The 18,778-nt window shown below is 72.4% G+C and carries 1 protein-coding gene; it reads right to left on the bottom strand.

Features of this window, described 5'->3' with window-relative positions:
* Window positions 1-30: 30 nt before the first annotated feature.
* Window positions 31-18,759, bottom strand: coding sequence for a non-ribosomal peptide synthetase (locus tag RB628_RS25775; RefSeq protein ID WP_318322890.1), 18,729 nt, complete (start codon window positions 18,757-18,759; stop codon window positions 31-33).
* Window positions 18,760-18,778 lie beyond the last annotated feature (19 nt).

Below are 18,778 nucleotides of genomic sequence, written 5' to 3'. Positions count from 1 at the left end.
GTTCTCCTCGGTCGGGGTGAATGAACGGGGTCAGTGCTGGTCAAGGGTTTCGGCGCGGCCCACCAGGGCCCTGAGCGCCCGGAACCAGGTTTCCGCCAGGTCCCGGACCGCCTCCTCGGACAGGACGGCCGCGGGCCAGGACCAGTGGGCGGCCAGGACCGGGCCGTCGGCGCGGTCCTCGGTCACGACGTTGAGTTCGAGGGCGTGGCCCTCCCGCATCTCCGGCTCGGCTCCGATGTCGGAGACGTCCTCCTCCGGGGCGTACGACCAGTCCGTCGCCTCGGGGATGCCGAAGCGGCCGAGGTAGTTGAACTCGATCGACGGTGTCGCGAAGCCCGCCAGGACCGGGGCCGTACGGGGATTGAGGTGGCGGAGCATGCCGTAGCCGGCGCCGTTCGCGGGCAGCGAGCCGAGGTGGGCTCGCACGCGGGCGAGCGCCTGCTCGATCTCCGGCCCGCCCGCCAGGGCCGCGTCCAGGTCGACGGGACCGGGATCGAGCAGGACCGGGAAGACGCTGGTGAACCAGCCGACCGTACGGGACAGATCGGCGTCCCGCGCCAGTTCCTCGTCGCGGCCGTGGCTTTCGAGGTCGACCAGGACCGGACCGCCCTCGTCGTCGCCGTGGCGCCGCCGCCAGTCGGCGACGGCGAGGCCGAGGCCGGTGAGCAGTACGTCGTTGACGTTCGCGGTGAAGGCGGAAGGCACCGCGGACAGCAGCGGGCCCGTGTGCCCGGCGGGCAGCCGCAGTTCCAGCCGCCGTACCGTGCCGGCCGTGTCGCGGGCCGGGTCGAGCGGCCTGTCGAGCGGGAGGGGCGTGGCTCCTTCGAGTACGCCGGTCCAGAACGGCAGTTCCGCCTCGCGATCCGGGTCCTGGGCCAGCTCTTCGAGCCTCCGCGACCAGGTGCGGAAGGAGGTGTCGACGGGCACGAGCTCCGTCGGCCGTCCCGCCTCGACGTCGGTCCAGGCGGCGGCCAGGTCGGGCAGCAGGACCCGCCAGGACACGCCGTCGGTGACGAGGTGGTGGGCCATCAGGAGCAGCCTCCCGGGCTCCGCGCCCGCGTCGAACCACACGGCCCGCACCATTCCGCCCGTGTCCGGGTCCAGGGCCGCGCGGGCGGCGTGGGCACGGTCCCCGACGACCGCCCGCAGCTCCTCCGCGTCCAGTCCGGCGACGTCGACCCGCTCGATCCACGTCCCGGTGTCCACCGATCCGGCCGCCGGCACCTCAAGGCTCCAGTGACCGGCTTCCGTACGGACGAGGGTGCTGCGCAGCATGGCGTGCCGGTCGGCGAGCGCCAGCAGCACGGCGGCGAGCTTCGGCCGGTCCAGGGCGGCGGGCGTCTGGACGAGGGCCGACTGGTGGTAGCTCCCGAACGGGCCACCCAGTTCGCGCAGCCAGTGCATGACCGGCGTGAGCGGCACGGTGCCGGTCCCGTCGTCCACGGGACGGACGGCGGCGGAGCCGGTGGTGGTCGCGACTTCGGCGAGACCGGCCACCGTACGGTGGCGCAGCACGAGTCGTGGGGTGATCCGCACGCCCGCCGCGCGTGCCCTGCTCACCAGTTGCATCGCCATGATGCTGTCGCCGCCGAGAGCGAAGAAGTCGTCGTCGACGCCGATCTCGTTCAGACCGAGCACACCGGCGAAGACACCGCACAGTGCCTTCTCCAGCTCGGAGCCGGGAGCGCGGCCCGTGGAGAGGGCGGAGAAGTCCGGGGCGGGCAGGGCGGACCGGTCCAGCTTGCCGTTGGCGAGTTCGGGCAGCCGGTCCAGGAGGACGACGACGGCCGGCACCATGTGGTCGGGCAGATGGCGTCCGACATGGCCACGCAGCCGCCCCGGATCGGGCAGTCGGCCCGGGACGGGGACCACGTACGCCACCAGCAGCTTCCGCGCACCTTCCTGACGTACCGTCACCACGGCCTGCGCGACGTCCGGTTCGGCCGCGAGCACGGACTCGATCTCGCCGGGTTCGATACGGAACCCGCGGATCTTGACCTGGTCGTCGGCCCGGCCGAGGTAGTCCAGGTGTCCGGCGGCGGTCCACCGGGCCAGGTCACCGGTCCGGTAGAGCCGGGAGCCCGGCTCGCCGAACAGGTCGGCGACGAACCGCTCCGCGGTCAGCGCGGGGCGGCCCAGATAGCCGCGGGCCAGGCCGCCGCCGGCCAGGTACAGCTCGCCCGTCACACCGGGCGGCACGGGTTGCAGCCGGTCGTCGAGGACATACGCCCGGGTGCCCGCCACGGGGCGGCCGACGAGCGGCCGGTCGCTGTCGCGCACCCGTGCCACGAGGGCGTCGACGGTGGACTCGGTGGGGCCGTACAGGTTGAACGCCTCGGTGCCGGTCAGCCGACCGAGGCGCTCCCACAGAGACGCGGGTACGGCCTCGCCGCCGACACCGACGACGGCGAGGGGGCAGCTCCCGTCCTCCCGGACCAGGCCCGTCTCGGCCATCTGCGCGAAGAACGACGGGGTGACCTCCAGGAAGTCGAAACCGTGCTCGACGACGGCTGCCGCGAGCAGCTCCGGGTCACGGCGGGTCTCGTCCGACACGACGTGCACACAGTGCCCGTCCAGCAGCCACAGCTGCGGCTGCCAGGACGCGTCGAAGGAGAACGCCCAGGCATGGCCGGCCCGTAGGTGACGGCGGCCGGTGGCGGCCTTCGCCGGTGCGTACAGCGTCTCGCGGTGGCTGTGGAAGAGGTTGCCGACGGTCTCGTGGGTGATGACCACGCCCTTGGGGCGGCCGGTGGAGCCGGAGGTGTAGATGACGTATGCCGGGTTGCGCGGGGTGAGGGGCGCGAGGCGGTCGCCGTCGAGGAGATCGGTCACGTCCTCGGCGGCGAGCAGTTCGGCGGTCGCCGGGGCGTCCAGCTCCAGCACCGGCGTCCCGTCCACGGGCAGTTGCCGCGCGATGCCGCGCGTGGTGAGCATCAGCACCGGGCGGGCGTCGTCGAGGGTGTCGCGGAGGTGGCCGGCCGGTGCGTCCGGGTCCAGCGGCAGATAGGCGGCACCGGCCTTCTGTACCGCGAGGATGGCCAGCAGTGTGCGGGCGGTACGGGGCAGGGCGAGCGCCACGAGCCGCTCCGGGCCTGCGCCCCGCGCGACCAGCAGCCGGGCCAGCCGGTTGGCCTCGGCGTTGAGCTGCGCGTACGTCAGCTCGATGCCGTCGGAGGCCACGGCGGGAGCGTCCGGGGACAGTGCGGTCCGGCGCTCGAAGAGGGCCGGCACCGTGGTCGGCCCGGTGAGCAGCGGGCGGGCGTTCCACTCGGTCAGGACGCGGCGGCGTTCCGCGGGGCCGAGGATGTCGATCCGGCCGATCGGGGTGTCGGGGGCGACGACCACGGCCCGCAGGAGGCGGACGAGGCGCTCGCCGATCGCCTCCGCGGTCGCGGGGTCGAAGAGGTCGGTGCTGTACTCCAGCACACCGTCGACGCCGTCTCCGCCGGCGCGTTCCACGAAGTCGAAGGAGAGGTCGAACTTGGCTCCTGGCGCGCCGGCTTCCTCCCGCCGCGACTCCAGCCCCGCGAGGCCGCCTCCGTCGACGCCCGCGGCCAGGTACACGACCATGACCTGGAAGAGCGGGTGCCGGGACAGCGAACGGGCGGGGCTGAGGACGTCCACCACCCGCTCGAACGGCACGTCCTGGTGATCGAAGGCGGCCAGGTCGGTCTCCCGCACCCGGGAGAGCAGTTCGCGGAACGCGGGGTCGCCGGAGGTGTCTGTGCGCAGCACCAGGGTGTTGAGGAAGAAGCCGACCAGATCCTCCAGGACCTCTTCGGTGCGTCCGGCGATCGGGCTGCCGAGCGGGATGTCCGTACCGGCGCCCAGCCGGGTCAGCAGCGCCGCCACCGCCGCCTGGACGACCATGAACATACTGACGTTGCTCGACCGGGCCAGTTCGCGCAGCCCGGCCGCCAGTTCCGTGTCCAGGGCGATGTCCACCGCGCCACCGCGGTAGCTGGCCTCCAGCGGGCGCGGCCGGTCGACGGGCAGCCCGAGTTCCTCGGGGAGCCCGTCCAGGGTGCGCTTCCAGAAGGCGAGCTGACGGAAGGCCAGGCTCTCCGGGGCCTTCTCGTCACCGAGCAGTGCCCGCTGCCACAGGCTGTAGTCGGCGTACTGCACCGGCAGGGCCGCCCGCTCCGGCGCCCGGCCCGCCGCGCGCGCCTCGTAGGCGGCGGCCAGGTCGCGGGTGAGCGGCGCCTCGGACCACTCGTCGCCCGCGATGTGGTGGAGCAGGAGCAGCAGTACGTGCTCGTCGTCGGCGGTGCGGAGGAGGTGCACGCGCAGCGGCATCTCCCGGTCCAGCTCGAATCCGTACGAGGTGGCGTCGGCGAGCCGCTCGGTGAGTTCCTCCTCGTTCCGGACGGTCTCGGCCGCGACCTCCACGCGGGCCTGTCGCGGCTCCAGGATCAGCTGGTACGCCCGCCCGTCCTCCTCGGGGAAGACGGTGCGCAGCGGTTCGTGCCGGGCGACCAGGTCGTCGACGGCCAGTTGCAGCGCGCCGGCGTCGAGCCGTCCGGTGAGCCGCCAGGCGAGCGGAATGTTGTACGTGGGGCTGGGGCCCTCCACCCGGTACAGCACCCACAGGCGCTGCTGGGCGAAGGAGAGCGGCATCCGCCCCGGTCGCTCGGCCGGGGCGAGAACGGGCAGGCCCGCGCCGGTCTCCTCGCCGCCTGCACGGAGCCGCTCGGCGAGCCGGGCGACCGTGGGCGCCTCGAACACCGTACGCAGGGAGACCTCGACGGCGAGCACGGCCCGGATGCGGGCGGCCAGTCGCATCGCGACGAGGGAGTGCCCGCCGAGGGTGAAGAAGTCGTCGTCGACGCCGACGCGTTCGAGGCCGAGGACCTCCGCGAAGAGGCCGCAGAGGATCTCCTCGCGCGGGGTGCGCGGCCGGCTCTCGATCGTCCCGGCCGCCGTGAAGTCGGGGGCGGGCAGGGCCTTGCGGTCGAGCTTGCCGTTGGGCGTGAGCGGCAGCGCGTCGAGGACGACGAAGACCGCGGGGACCATGTGCTCGGGGAGCGCGGCGGCCGTGTGCCGGCGGAGCGCGGCGCTGTCGATGGCGGCGGAGCCGGCGGGGACGACGTACGCGACCAGTCGCTGGTCGTTCGCCACGACGGCGGTGTGGGCGACGGTGTCGTGGCGGCCGAGGACGGACTCGATCTCGCCCAGCTCGATACGGAAGCCGCGGATCTTCACCTGGTCGTCGGTGCGGCCCAGGTATTCGAGCGTTCCCTCGGTTGTCCACCGTGCCAGGTCGCCCGTGCGGTACATGCGTGAACCGAGTTCACCGAACGGGTCTGCTGTGAACCGTTCAGCCGTCAGTCCCGGGCGGCGCAGATAGCCACGGGCAAGCTGGACACCGGCCAGATACAGCTCTCCCGCCACCCCTGGCGGTACGGGCCGCAGGGCGCCATCCAGAACATACGCACGCGTGTTCCACACCGGACGGCCGATCGACACCCGACCGGTCGCCTCCGTCACCTGGCCCGCGGTGACGTCCACCGACGCCTCCGTCGGCCCGTACAGGTTGTGCAGCTCGGCCGGCAGCACGGCACGGAACCGCTGGGCCAGCTCGTCGGGCAACGCCTCCCCGCTGCACATCACCCGCCGCAGCCCCAGGCAGCCCGCCGCTGAGGGCTCCTCCAGGAACATCCGGAGCATCGACGGCACGAAGTGCACGGTCGTGATGCCCTGTTCCTGGATCAGCCCGGCCAGGTAGGCGGGGTCCTTGTGTCCCTCCGGCCTGGCCACCACCAGCGCGGCGCCGGTGATCAGCGGCCAGAAGAACTCCCACACCGACACGTCGAAACTGGACGGCGTCTTCTGCAGAACGCGGTCGTCGCCGGTCAGCCCGTACTCTCCCTGCATCCACAGCAGACGGTTGACGATGCCCTCGTGCGGCACGACGACACCCTTGGGCCGCCCGGTCGAACCGGAGGTGTAGATCACGTACGTGGGACTCGACGGGTCGTAGGACTCGGGGAGTTCGCCCTCCACCGTCCCCTCCGGCAGCGCATCCCGGATCACCGCCACCGGACGGGCGTCGGCCAGCATGAACGCCAGCCGCTCCTCCGGATAGTCGGCGTCCAGCGGCAGATACGCCCCGCCCGCGCGATGCACCGCCAGCAGCGCGACCACCAGGTCCACCGAGCGGGGCAGCGCGACGGCGACCGTTCGCTCCGGGCCCACGCCCATGCCGGCCAGCACGCGCGCCGTCCGCTCGACACGCTCGTCCAACTCGGCGTACGTCAGCCGCTGTTCGCCGAACACCAGCGCCAAGGCGTCCGGCGTACGGGCGGCCTGCGCCCGGAACAGCTGGGGAAGGCCGGCGGACGCGACCTCACGGGCGGTGTCGTTCCAGGCACCCAGAACAACCTGCCGCTCGGACTCCTCCAGCACCTCCAGGTCCCGTACCGGCACGTCGGGTTCACCGGCCACCTGCCCCAGCAGCCGTACCAGCCGCCTCGCCGTCCGGGTGGCCGCGGGTTCGTCGCAGAGGTCGGTCGCGTACTCCAGGAGCAGGGTCAGGCGGTCCGACTCGTCCACGAACGTGAAGTGGAGGTCGAACTTGGCCATGCCGGTGTCCATGTCGAACCACTCGGTCGGCATGCCGAACATGTCGGGGTCGCCGGCGGGGCGGTAGTGGTAGCCCAGCATGACCTGGAAGAGCGGGTTGCGGCCGGGCACGCGGGCCGGGTTGACGGATTCGACGACCTGGTCGAAGGGCAGGTCCTGGTGCTCGAACGCCGCCAGGGAGGACTCCCGTACTCGCGCGAGGAGTTGTCGGAATGTCAGGTCGTCGCCCGATACATCCGTCCTGAGCACGAGCGTGTTGACGAAGAAGCCGACGAGGTCGTCGAGGGCATCGTCCGTGCGGCCCGCGATGGGGGCGCCGAGGGGGATGTCGTCCCCGGCGCCGAGGCGGTGCAGGAGCGCGGCCGTGGCGGCCTGGAACAGCATGAACATGCTGGTGCCGGTGGTGCCGGAGAGGTCGCGCAGGGCCTGGCCGGTGTCGGTGGGCAGTTCGAGCCGGACCTTGGCGCCGCGCCCGGTGGGCTCGGCGGGGCGGGGCCTGTCGAGGGGCAGGCGCAGTTCCTCGGGGAGGTCGCGCAGGGTGTCGGTCCAGTGGGTGAGCTGGGCCGCGCCGACCTGGCCGAGCAGTTCGTCCTGCCAGAGGGTGTAGTCGGCGTACTGGACCGGCAGCGGCGCCCACTCGGGGGCGCGGCCCGCGCGCCGGGTCCGGTAGGCGGCGGTGAGGTCGGCCAGGAACGGGCGGTCGGACCACTCGTCGGTGGTGATGTGGTGGAGGACGACGGCCACGACGTGGTCGGCCGGGCCCACCATCAACACCTCGCAGCGAAGCGGGAGTTCGCCGGTGAGGTCGAAGGGTCGGCGCTGCGCCGCCTCGATCCGGTCGGCCAGTTCCCCTTCCCCGCAGTCAGTCACCGTGAACTCGGGGTCCGCGTCGGCCTCGGGGACGATCAGCTGGTACGGCTCGCCGTCCTGCTCGGGGAACATCGTGCGAAGCGCCTCATGGCGTCCCGCCACGTCCCGTACGGCCGCCCGGAGCGCGTCGAGGTCAAGCTCACCGCAGAGCCGGAAGACCAGGGGGAAGTTGTGGGCAACGCCGCTGCCGGTGATCCGTTCGACCAGCCACAGCCGGCGCTGGGCGGCCGAGAGCGGGATGCGCTCGGGCCGGGCGGCGGGGGTGACGGCCGGGCGGGCAGGGCGTGAGCTGTCGGCGCGGGCTGCCAGCTGCTCGGGCGTGGGCGCCTCGAACAGGTCCCGGATGGCCAGTTCGGCGCCCAGTTCGGTGCGGGCCCGGCTGATCAGACGGGTGGCGAGCAGGGAGTGGCCGCCGAGGTCGAAAAAGCCGTCCTCGGCGCCGACTTCGGGCAGGCCGAGCACCTCGGCGAAGAGCCGGCAGAGCACCTCTTCCCGTGGAGTGCGCGGTCCCCGGCCGGTGCCGAGGGCAACGGCCGGTTCGGCGTCGGGCAGGGCGCGCACATCCAACTTGCCGTTGTCGTTCATGGGCAGCCGGTCGAGGGTGACGAACGCGGCCGGGACCATGTATTCGGGCAGCCGCTGCCTGAGGTCGTCGCGGAGCTGCCGGACGAGGCTGTTGGCGTCGCGGGCGGCCGTCGGGGAGTTTGCGTACGGGTCCGCTCCGCCGCCGGGGAGGTAGAGCCCGGCGGTCAGCGGAGGCACCTCGCCGGTGACGAACACGGCGTCGTACGTGCCGGGTCGGCCGGACCATGTGGTCAGGACACGGTGCCCCGGCCCGGCGGCGAGGTCGCGCAGCGCCTCCGGGTCGACTCCCCCGGCGGCGCCGACACGGGCGTCGGGGATGCCGGTGAGTCGCAGCGGCACGGCGGTCAGCAGAGCCGCCAAGTCACGTCCATCGGCACCGAATTGATCGGGAGTGAAGGGAACGGTCGGGACGTCGGCCAGCTGGAGGCCCGGCTCGTCGGCGTACAGCACGGCGTCGTAGCGGTAGCGGGTGAGTTCGTTGTGGTGGCGGGCCTGCTTGGTGCGGAGGTCGACGCCGTAGCCGAGGGTCGTGAAGTAGTCGGGGTCGACGAGGAGTTCCTTCTCCAGACGCAGCCCGCGTTCGACGGCCCGGACCAGTGCGTCCCCGGTGACGCCCTTCGCCTCCTGGATCTCGGTCTGGAAGGTGCGGGCGAGGCGCAGGTTGCGGACGTCGCCGACGAACAGCGCGCCGCCGGGTGCCAGCAGCTCCATCGCGCCCCGGATCACCGAGGTCAGGTAGTCGATGCTGGGGAAGTACTGGATGACGGAGTTGATGACGATGGTGTCGAAGTAGCCGTCGCCGGGCAGGCCGGTCAGGTCGTCGGCGGGCTGGGCACGGAGCGTGACCCTGGCGGCCAACTCCGGGTCCTGTAGGAGCTCCTGGCCGATCTTACGGATGACAGGGGCGGCGAAGTCGGTGGCCCAGTAGGCCTCGGCGTCCGGGGCGAGCCTGGACAGCAGCAGACCCGAGCCGACGCCGATCTCGAGAATCCTGCGGGGCTTCAGTGAGCGGATGCGCTCCACGGTTGCCTCGCGCCACTCCCGCATGTGGTCGAAGGGGATGGGCTGTCCGTCGTAGGAGGAATCCCAGCCGGCGTACTCCTCGGTGAAGACGGCGGTGCTGATCTCCTCGTACTCGTCGGAGTAGATCTCCTGCCACTCCCCGACCTGGTCCTGCTCGGCGGATTCCCGGTCGGTGCCAATGCGTTGGGCGGGGACGACGTATCCGACGAGGCGTTCGTCGCGGACGATCACGGCGGCGTGGGCGACCCGGTCGTGCTGGGCGAGGGCGGTCTCGATCTCGCCCAGCTCGACGCGGTAGCCGCGGATCTTGACCTGGTCGTCGGTGCGGCCGAGGAAGTCGAGGTGGCCGTCGGGGTTGCGCCGGACCAGGTCACCGGTGCGGTACATGCGCTCACCGGGTTCACCGAACGGGTCGGCGACGAACCGTTCGGCGGTGAGGGCTGGCCGGTTCAGATAGCCGCGGGCCAGGCCGATACCGGCGATGTACAGCTCCCCGGGGACTCCCTCGGGCACCGGACGCAGCCAGGCGTCCAGGATGTGGGCGCGAGTGCCACGGATCGGACGGCCGACGGTCGGCGTCGCACTGTCGAGGGTGCCGCCTCCGAGGGTGTTGATGGTGTACTCGGTGGGCCCGTACAGGTTGTAGCCGTATGTGCCCTCGGTGTCACTCAGCCGGTTCCACACCGTCTCCGACACGGCCTCTCCGCCGAGCAGCACCAGCGGCGGGCGGTGGCCCTCCAACAGGCCCTCCTCGATGAGGAGATGGGCGTAGGTCGGGGTCACGTTGACGACGTCGACGCGGTGACGCTCGCAGTAGGCGACCAGGGCCTCGGCGTCGCGCCTCAACTCCTCGTCACAGATGTGGACTTCATGCCCCTCGACCAGCCACAGCAGTTCCTCCCACGACATGTCGAAGGCGAAGGACACGGTGTGCGCGATGCGCAGCCTGCGCCCGCCCGCCGACGCGATCGCCGGTTCGAAGATCTCCTTCTGGTGGTTCAGCTGCATATTGGTCAGACCCCGGTACGGCGTGACGACGCCCTTGGGGCGGCCGGTGGAACCGGAGGTGTAGATGACGTACGCGGCGTGTTCCAGACTGAAGGTGACGGAAACCAAGTCCCCTGACTTCGCGTCCAGTTCGGCGGCGATCGCCGGGTCGTCGAGCAGCACGCGGGGCGTCTCGCCCACCAGTCGCGCCGACACGGCGGCCGTGGACAGCAGCATCGTCGGCCGGGCGTCGTCGAGCATCGCGGCGAGCCGGTCGTCCGGGTAGTCCAGCTCCAGCGGCAGATAGGCGGCGCCCGTGCGCAGTACGGCGAACAGGGCGACGACCATGTCGAGGGAGCGGGGCAGACCGAGGGCGACGACCCGCTCGGGGGCGGCGCCCCGCGCGATCAGCAGCCGGGCCATCTTGTTGATGCGGGTGTCGAGTTCGGCGTAGGTCAGGGACCGGTCGCCGAAGACGACAGCCGTGGCGTCGGGGGTGGCGGCGGCCTGTGCGGCCAGCAGGTCGGCGATGGTGTCCGTGGGGTCGGGGACCCGTCCGGCGGCCCGCTCGTGCTCCAGCTCGGCGTGTTCGGCGGGGAGCAGCGGGTCGAGGCCGCCCACCGGGGCGTCGAGGTCGCGGGTCAGGCGGTCCAGGAGGAGGGTGAAGCGGTCGAGCAAATCCTGTGCCCGGGGGCGGGCGATGACGTCGGCGCGGTGGGTCAGGGTGACCTGGATGGAGCGGCCCGGGGTGACGACGAGGTTGACCGGGTAGTGGGTCGCGTCGACGTTGGCGACGGCCGTGGCGCCGTGCCGGTCGCTCAGCTCGGCGAGCCGCTCCTCGGTGTCGTTGTTGCGCAGCACGAACAGGGTGTCGAACAGCCGCCGGTGCCCGGTCTCGGCCTGCAGCACACCCAGGCCCAGGTACTCGTACGGCATCACGGCGAGCCGCTCGTCCTGGACGCGGCGCAGCAGCCCGAGCACCGGCTCGGCCGGGTCGTAGGCGATACGGGCGGGGACGGTGTTGAGGAACATGCCGATGACGTTCTCGATGTCCGGCACCTCGCTCGGCCGGCCGGCCACGGTCGTGCCGAAGACGACGTCGGTCCGTCCGGTCGCGCTCGCCAGGGTGAGCCCCCAGGCCGCGTTGAGCGCGGTGTTGAGGGTCAGCCCGTGGAGCCGTCCTACGGCGCGCAGCCGCTCGCCGACCTCGTCCGGGACGAGGACGTCGAGGCTCTCCGGGATCTCCGGTTCCAGGCCCTGGTCGGCGGCGGCCAGCAGCGTGGGCTCGTCGAGTCCGGCGAGGGCGCGGCGCCAGGCGCCGGTGGCGACGGCCGTGTCCTGGACCTCCAGCCAGGTCAGGTAGTCGCGGTAGTTGCCGGGAGCGGGCAGGGCGCTCGCGTCGCCGCCGTTCTCGTACAGAGCGAAGAGCTGGTCGAGAAAGAGCCAGGCCGACCAGCCGTCCCAGAGAAGCAGATGGCGCCCGACGACCAGCCGGTCGCCCCGGTCCGCGCCGAGGCGGACCAGCAGCAGACGGAAGAGCAGCGGCCGGGTGAGGTCGAAGCGGCGGGAGCGCTCGGCGTCGGTCAACTCCCGCAGCCGTACGTTCTGTTCGACTTCCGGCAGCCCGGAGAGGTCGACCTCTTCGAGCGGGATCTCGGGGTCGCGCACGATGAACTGCACCGGCTGGCGCAGGCCTTCGCTGGTGAACCCGGCGCGCAGGCTGGGGTTGCGTGCCAGCAACACCCTCACGGCGGCGCGGAGTCGGTCGGTGTCGAGGGGTTCGGCGAGGTCGAAGGACTCGTGGACGGTGTAGACGTCCAGAGCGCTGTCGTCGTACGTGGAGTGGAAGAACAGGCCTTCCTGGAGGGGGGCCAGGGGCCAGATGTCCTCGACGGGGGCGGGACTGAGCCGGTGGACGCGCTCGGTCTCCTCGGCCGTCAGGGCGAACGAGGAGCGCAGAGCGGCCACTTCGGCCACGGGTGCCGCCGCTGCGGCGAGGGCGGCCGGGGTGCGGTGTTCGAAGACGTCACGCGGGTTGAGGTCCAGGCCCGCCCGGCGGGCGCGGCTGGAGACGCCGATGGAGGTGATGCTGTCGCCGCCGAGCATGAAGAAGTCGTCGTCGACACCGACGTCTTCGAGCTTCAGTACGGCGGCGAAGATCTCGGTGAGGGCGTGTTCACGCTCGTTGCGCGGCGCGCGCGTCTCCGCCCGTACCGCCTGCGGGGCGGGCAGCGCGGCCCGGTCGAGTTTGCCGCTCGGAGTGAGCGGGAGGGCGTCGAGGACGACGTAGGCGGCCGGGATGACGGCGGCGGGCAGCTCCTGGGCGAGCGCGGCCTGGAGTTCGGCGGGCGGCGGGACCCCGGCGCCGCGGGCCGGCACGACGTACGCGACCAGCTGGCCGCCGTTCACCGTGACGGCGGCCTGGGCGACCGCCGGCCGGCGGTTCAAGGCGGCCTCGATCTCGCCGAGTTCGATCCGGTTGCCCCGGATCTTCACCTGCCGGTCGGTGCGGCCGAGGTACTCGATCACACCGTCGGCGCGGCGGCGAACGAGGTCACCGGTGCGGTACATGCGCGCACCCGGCTCCCCGTACGGGTCGGCGACGAACCGCTCGGCGGTCAGCTCCGGCCGCGCGTGATAGCCGCGCGCCAGTTGCACACCCGTCAGATACAGCTCCCCGGGCACTCCTTCGGGCGCCGGACGCAGACAGGAGTCCAGGACGCGCAGGCCCGTGTTCCACACCGGGCGCCCGATGGGCACGGTGGTGCCGGGCGTGCCGTCGTACGGGTGGTACGTCACGTCGACGGCGGCCTCGGTGGGGCCGTACAGGTTGTGCAGGGGTACGCCGGTCAGCTCGCGCCAGCGGGCGGCTGCGGCGCCGGGCAGTGCCTCGCCGCTGCTGAACACATGGCGCAGGGACGCGGCCCAGGTCGGGTCGGCGGTGATCTCGTCGGACTGGAGGAAGGCCTCCAGCATCGACGGCACGAAGTGCAGTGCGGTGACGCCCTGTTCGCGGATCAGCCCGGCGAGGTAGGCGGGGTCGCGGTGTCCGTCCGGGCGGGCCAGGACCACGGCCGCGCCCTCGCACAGCGCCCAGAAGAACTCCCAGACGCTGACGTCGAAGCCGGCCGGGGTCTTCTGCAGCACCCGGTCGCCCGCGGTCAGTCCGTAGGCGCCCTGCATCCACGCCAGCCGGTTGACGATGGCCCGGTGGGTGACGACGACGCCCTTGGGACGGCCGGTGGAACCGGAGGTGTAGATCAGGTAGGCCGGGTCGTCGGGGTGGGCGGGTTGGGGTTCGGGGCCCTTCTCGGAGGGCGCGTCGAGCAGCAGAAGGGCATGCCCGGAAGGGAGTTGAGGAGCGGTCGCCAAGGTGGTCACGATGGTGGCGGCACCGGAGTCGGCGAGCATGTGGGCCACCCGGTCGGCGGGGTAGTCCACGTCGACCGGGAGATAGGCGGCGCCCGACTTCAGCACGCCGAGCAGCGCGACCATCAGCTCGGCGGAGCGCGGAACGGCGACGGCGACGACCGTACCGGGGCCCGCACCCCGGGCGGTCAGCCGACGTGCCAACACCCGCGCTCTGGCGTCTAGTTCACGGTAGGTGAGCATCTCCCCCTCGTACACGACCGCAGTTGCCTGCGGGCTGCGGGTCACCTGCGCCTCGAAAGCCGCCGCGAGGGTCGTGCCGGGGATGTCCCGGTGTTCGCCGGTCGGGTGGGCGTCGAGGAGTTCCTCGGCCGACAGCAGGTCCACGTCGGCGACGGACTGCCCCGGGTCGGCGGCCAGCGCGTGCAGGATGCGGGAGAGACGGTCCGCGATCCGGCGTACGGCGTCGGCGTCGAGTCGCTGGGCGCGGTGCTTGAGCCGCAGGTCGAGCCGCCGGCCCGGCTTGACGATCAGGGCGAGCGGATAGTGGACGGCGTCGTGGAACTCGTGGCCCGTCAGCCGGAGGGTGCCGGTCGGGTCGGCGAGGTCGGTCGCGGCCGGGTAGTTCTCGAAGACGACAAGGGTGTCGAAGAGTTCCCCGGCGCCCGCGAGGCCCGCGACGCGCTGGAGTTCGGCGAGTCCGAGGTGCTGGTGGTCCAGCAACTGGGCCTGTTCGTCCTGGAGACGGCCGAGAAGGTCGGCGAGGGTGTCGGAGGGCTCCCAACGGAAGCGCGTCGGAAGGGTGTTGATGAAGAGGCCGATCATGGACTCGATGCCCTCGACCTCGGCATCACGGCCCGAGACCGTCGTCCCGAACACGATGTCCTGACGTGCCGTGAGCCGCCCGATGAGCAGCCCCCAGGCACCCTGGACGACCGTGCCCAGGGTCACTCCGTGCTCGCGTGCCCGCGCGGCGAGTCGGGCGGTCACCTGCTCGGACAGTTCTAGGCGGATCTGCGCGGGCTCGACGGGCGTACCGTCGGCGGGCGTCTCGACCAGCCGGGTGGGCTCCTCGACCCCGGCGAGGGCCGTACGCCAGGCCGTGCGCGCGGCCTCGTGGTCGGCGGTGGCCAGACTGCGCAGGTAGGCACTGTAGGGCGCCGGCTGCGGCAGTGCGGCCGGGCTGTCCCCGTAGAAGGCCATCAGCTCACGGTGCAGGACCGGCAACGACCAGCCGTCCGCGACGATGTGATGGAACGTCAGCAGCAGCCGGCTGCGGTGCGCTTCGAGGCGGATCAGCGCACAGCGCATGAGGGGCGGGTGAGCGAGGTCGAAGCGGCGGGCGCGTTCGGCGGCGGCGACCGCGTCGGCCAGAGTCGCGCGTGCGGGCCCGTCGTGGACGGTCAGGTCGACTTCGCGCCAGGGCAGGTCCAGGCCTGCGGCGATGATCTGTACGGGCTGCCCGTCCGGGCGGCGTCGGAAGCAGGCGCGCAGCGGGGCGTGCCTGTCCAGGACACGCTGGGCGGCGCGGCGCAGGGCTTCGCCGTCGACCGGTCCGGTCAGTTCGAGTGCCTGCTGGACCACGTACGCGTCGAGATCCGCGCCGTCGACCAGAGAGTGGAAGGAGAAGCCCTCCTGGAGGGGGCTGAGCGGCAGCGACTCCTCGACTGTGACCGGGAAATCGCCCTGCAGCTCGGCGAGTTCTGCCTCGGTGAGAGTGACCAGCGGGGTGTCCGGCTCGGCGCCCTCCCGGACCACTTCGCCGGCCGCGGCCGCGAGCGCGGCGACCGTGCGGTGCTTGAAGACGTCCCGGGAGGTGAGGCGCAGGCCGGCGCGGCGGGCGTGGACGAGGAGCTGGATGGCGGTGATGCTGTCGCCGCCGAGGGCGAAGAAGTCGTCGTCGATGGTGGCCGAGCGCAGGCCGAGGACGTCGGCGTAGGCCGCGCACAGCTGCTCCTCGCGGGCGTCACGCGGTGGGCGGCCGGCGCTGAGGGCGCCGTAGTCGGGGGTCGGCAGCGCGGCGGCGTCGAGCTTGCCGCTGGGGGTGACCGGGAGACGGTCGAGGGGGACGACGGCCGCCGGGACCATGTACTCGGGCAGCTGGTCGGCGGCGTACGAACGCAGCGCACGCATCAGGGCGTTGATGTCCCGGAAGGGCGCCGGACGGTTGGCGTGCGGGGCGGTGCCGGAGGGGCGGTAGAGGCCGGTGAGCGGGGTGTCGCCGAGGGCGAACACGACGTCGAGGCTGCCGTCGTCGGCGGTGCCGTTCCAGGTGACGGCGGTCCGGCGGCCGTGGCGGGCGCCGAGCTCGTGGAAGACCTCGGGGTCCGGGGCGTCCGCCGTTCGGCTGCTGTCGTCCAGGGCGGACAGCGCGGCCAGGTCCCCGGTGAGCCGGGCGTTGGGCACGCCGGTGACCCGGAGCAGTGCGGGCCCTTCGGCGAGGCGGGCTTCGAGTGCCTCCGGCCCGCTCCAGACGATCTCCGCGCCGTCGACCGGCTCCGGAGCGAGGCTCTGCTTGCTGAGCACCACGTCGTAGCGGTATCGCGTGAGTTCGTTGTGGTGGGCGCCGCGCTTGACGTGGATCTCGGCGTCGAAGCCGTCGAGAGCCGCGAAGTAGTCGGGGTCCAGGAGGAGTTCACCCTCCCAGGCGACCGAGCGTTCGACGGCGGCCAGCAGCGCCTGCTTGTCCTCCGTGTCACGGGTGCGGCAGCTCTCGACGGCCGCGCGCAGACAGCGCAGCAGCCGGGCGTTGCGCACGTCGCCGATGAACAGCCGCCCGCCGGGGGCGAGGAGCGTACCGGCCGCCCGGACCACATCGGTCAGATAGTCGGCGCTCGGGAAGTACTGGGCGACGGAGTTGATGACGACGGTGTCGAAATGGGCGACCGGAAGTCCGCTGACGTCATGGGCGGGCCGGGCGGACAGCCTTACCCGGTCGGCGAGTTCGGGTACCGCCTCGACCTGGACGCGCAGGGCGCGTACGGCCTCTTCGGAGAGGTCGGTTCCCCAGTACTCCGCGCAGTCGGGCGCGACGCGGGAGAGGATCAGACCGCTGCCGACGCCGATCTCCAGGACGCGGCGGGGTGCGAGGTCCGCTATGCGGGTGACGGTCGCCGCACGCCACTCGCGCATCTCCCCGACGGGGATGGGCAGCCCGTCGTACATGCTGTTCCAGCCCGCGAAGTTCTCGCGGAGGCCCGCCCCACCGTCGGTCCCGCCCTCCGATCCGGCGGCGGAGTAGAGCAGTTCGTGCAGGTCCTTCCACTCCTGCACCTGGTCGGCGGTGTCGTGGCCGGCGCTCTCGCCGTCAAGCGCGGGCACGACGTACGCGGCGAGGCGCCGGTCGCCGGGCCGGTCCTCGCGCACGACCACGGCGGCCTGGTCGACCGCCGGATGGCCGCGCAGTACGGACTCGATCTCGCCCGGCTCGATGCGGAAGCCGCGGATCTTCACCTGGGAGTCGGCGCGGCCCAGGAACACCAGACGGCCGTCGGCCTGCCAGCGCACCAGGTCGCCGGTGCGGTAGAGGCGTTCACCCGGTGCCCCGAACGGGTCGGCGACGAACCGCTCGGCGGTCAGGTCGGGCCGCCCGAGGTAGCCGCGGGCGAGTCCCGCGCCGCCGAGATACAGCTCGCCCGGCACACCGGCCGGGACGGGCTTCAGACGGGCGTCGAGAACGTAGGCACGGGTGCCCGGGTCCGGGATGCCGATGGGGACGACGGAGCCGGCCGGGATGTCGGGGTCGCACAGGCCGAGGGTGGAGTTGGTGGACGCCTCGGTGGGGCCGTACGCGTTGAACATCATCCTGCCGCGCGCGTACCGTCCGACCAGCTCGGGCGAGACGCGTTCGGTGCCCGCGAGCAGGGTGGCCGGCGGGAGTTCGACGTCCTCGGGCATCGCGGCCAGCAGGGCGGGCGGAAGGATCATGAACGTGATGCCGTGCGCGTGGGCGTAGTCGGCCAGCGCGGGGCCGGGCACCCGGCGCTCGGACGGTACGACGACGAGCCTGCCGCCGGACAGCAGAGCGAGGCACAGGTCCCAGAACGCCACGTCGAAGCTGGGTGAGGCGAACTGGAGCACCCGGCTGTGCGGGCCGATCCCGAACCGTTCGGTCTGCGTGGCGACCAGCTTGGCGACGCCCGAGTGGGTGAGGACGACGCCCTTGGGGCGGCCGGTGGAACCGGAGGTGTAGATGACGTAGGCGGCGTTGGCGATGGTCAGTGCGCTCGGATCGGCGCCCGCCGGCTGATGATCCGTCATTTCCCGTATGGCTTCGGGCGAGTCGAGGACGACGACAGCCATGCCGTCGTTCGCCGGGATGTCCGCGGCGACCTCGGCGGTGGTGACCAGGCAGACGGGGCGGGCGTCGGCGAGCATGTAGGAGATGCGGTCGGCCGGGTAGTCGGTGTCTACCGGAAGGTATGCGGCGCCGGACTTCAGCACCGCGACCTCGGCGACGATCAACTCGGCCGACCGGGGCACCGCCAGGGCGACCACGCGCTCGGGCCCGGCACCGCGTGCGATCAGGGCGGCGGCCAACCGGCCCGCACGGTCGTCGAGTTCGGCGTAGGTGAGCGAGGTGTCCTCGAAGACCAGCGCGATGTCGTCCGGGCGCTGCCGGACCTGGTCGGCGAACATCTCCGGCCAGGTGCGCAGCGGGATGCCGTGGTCGGTGTCGTTCCACCCGCGCAGGACGCGCTGGTGCTCCTCGGCGCCCAGCAGCTCCAACTCGCCGACGGGGGTGTGCGGGTGGGCGAGGGCGCCGGCGAGCAGGGTCGTGTAGTGGTCGGCCATGCGCTCGGCGGTCGCGGCCTCGAAGAGGTCCTGGCGGTACGTCACCCGCAGTTCACCGGCATGGACCTCGAAAGTCAGGTCGAGCCGGTGCTCGTCGGCCGGCGTGTCACCGAACGCGGTGTTGAACAGCAGTCCGCCGCCCCGGGCGGGGTCCGGGCGCAACCAGCCGACCAGCGTGGCGTGTTCGACCCGGTGGGCGTGGGCTTCCCCGCGCGCCTCGGTCACCTGCCGTACGAGGTCGGTGAAGGACGCGCCGCCGTCGACAGCGATCCGGAGCGGCAGACCCTCGTACCCGATGGTGATGTCGCGGCCGCCGCTGTAGCGGTGCAGCAGCGCGGTGTACGCGGCCAGAAGAATCGGTTCGCCTGCTGCCGCCGTCAACGGGCGCCGAAGAGTGTGCCGTTCACCGGTGAAGCGCAGTGGGTACGGGAAGTCGACCGGAAGGGCGGTCTCCTGCGGGAGCGGTGCGAGGCGCCGCCGCCAGAAGGCCGAGAGCGCGCCTTCCGCGTCGTCGTCGATACCGGGCACACGTACTTCGAAACCGGACACAGGCGACCGTGCCTCCAGG

The sequence above is a fragment of the Streptomyces sp. ADMS genome (assembly GCF_033441795.1).
GTDB lineage: Bacteria > Actinomycetota > Actinomycetes > Streptomycetales > Streptomycetaceae > Streptomyces.
This window is presented reverse-complemented; position numbering and strand designations above follow the sequence as displayed.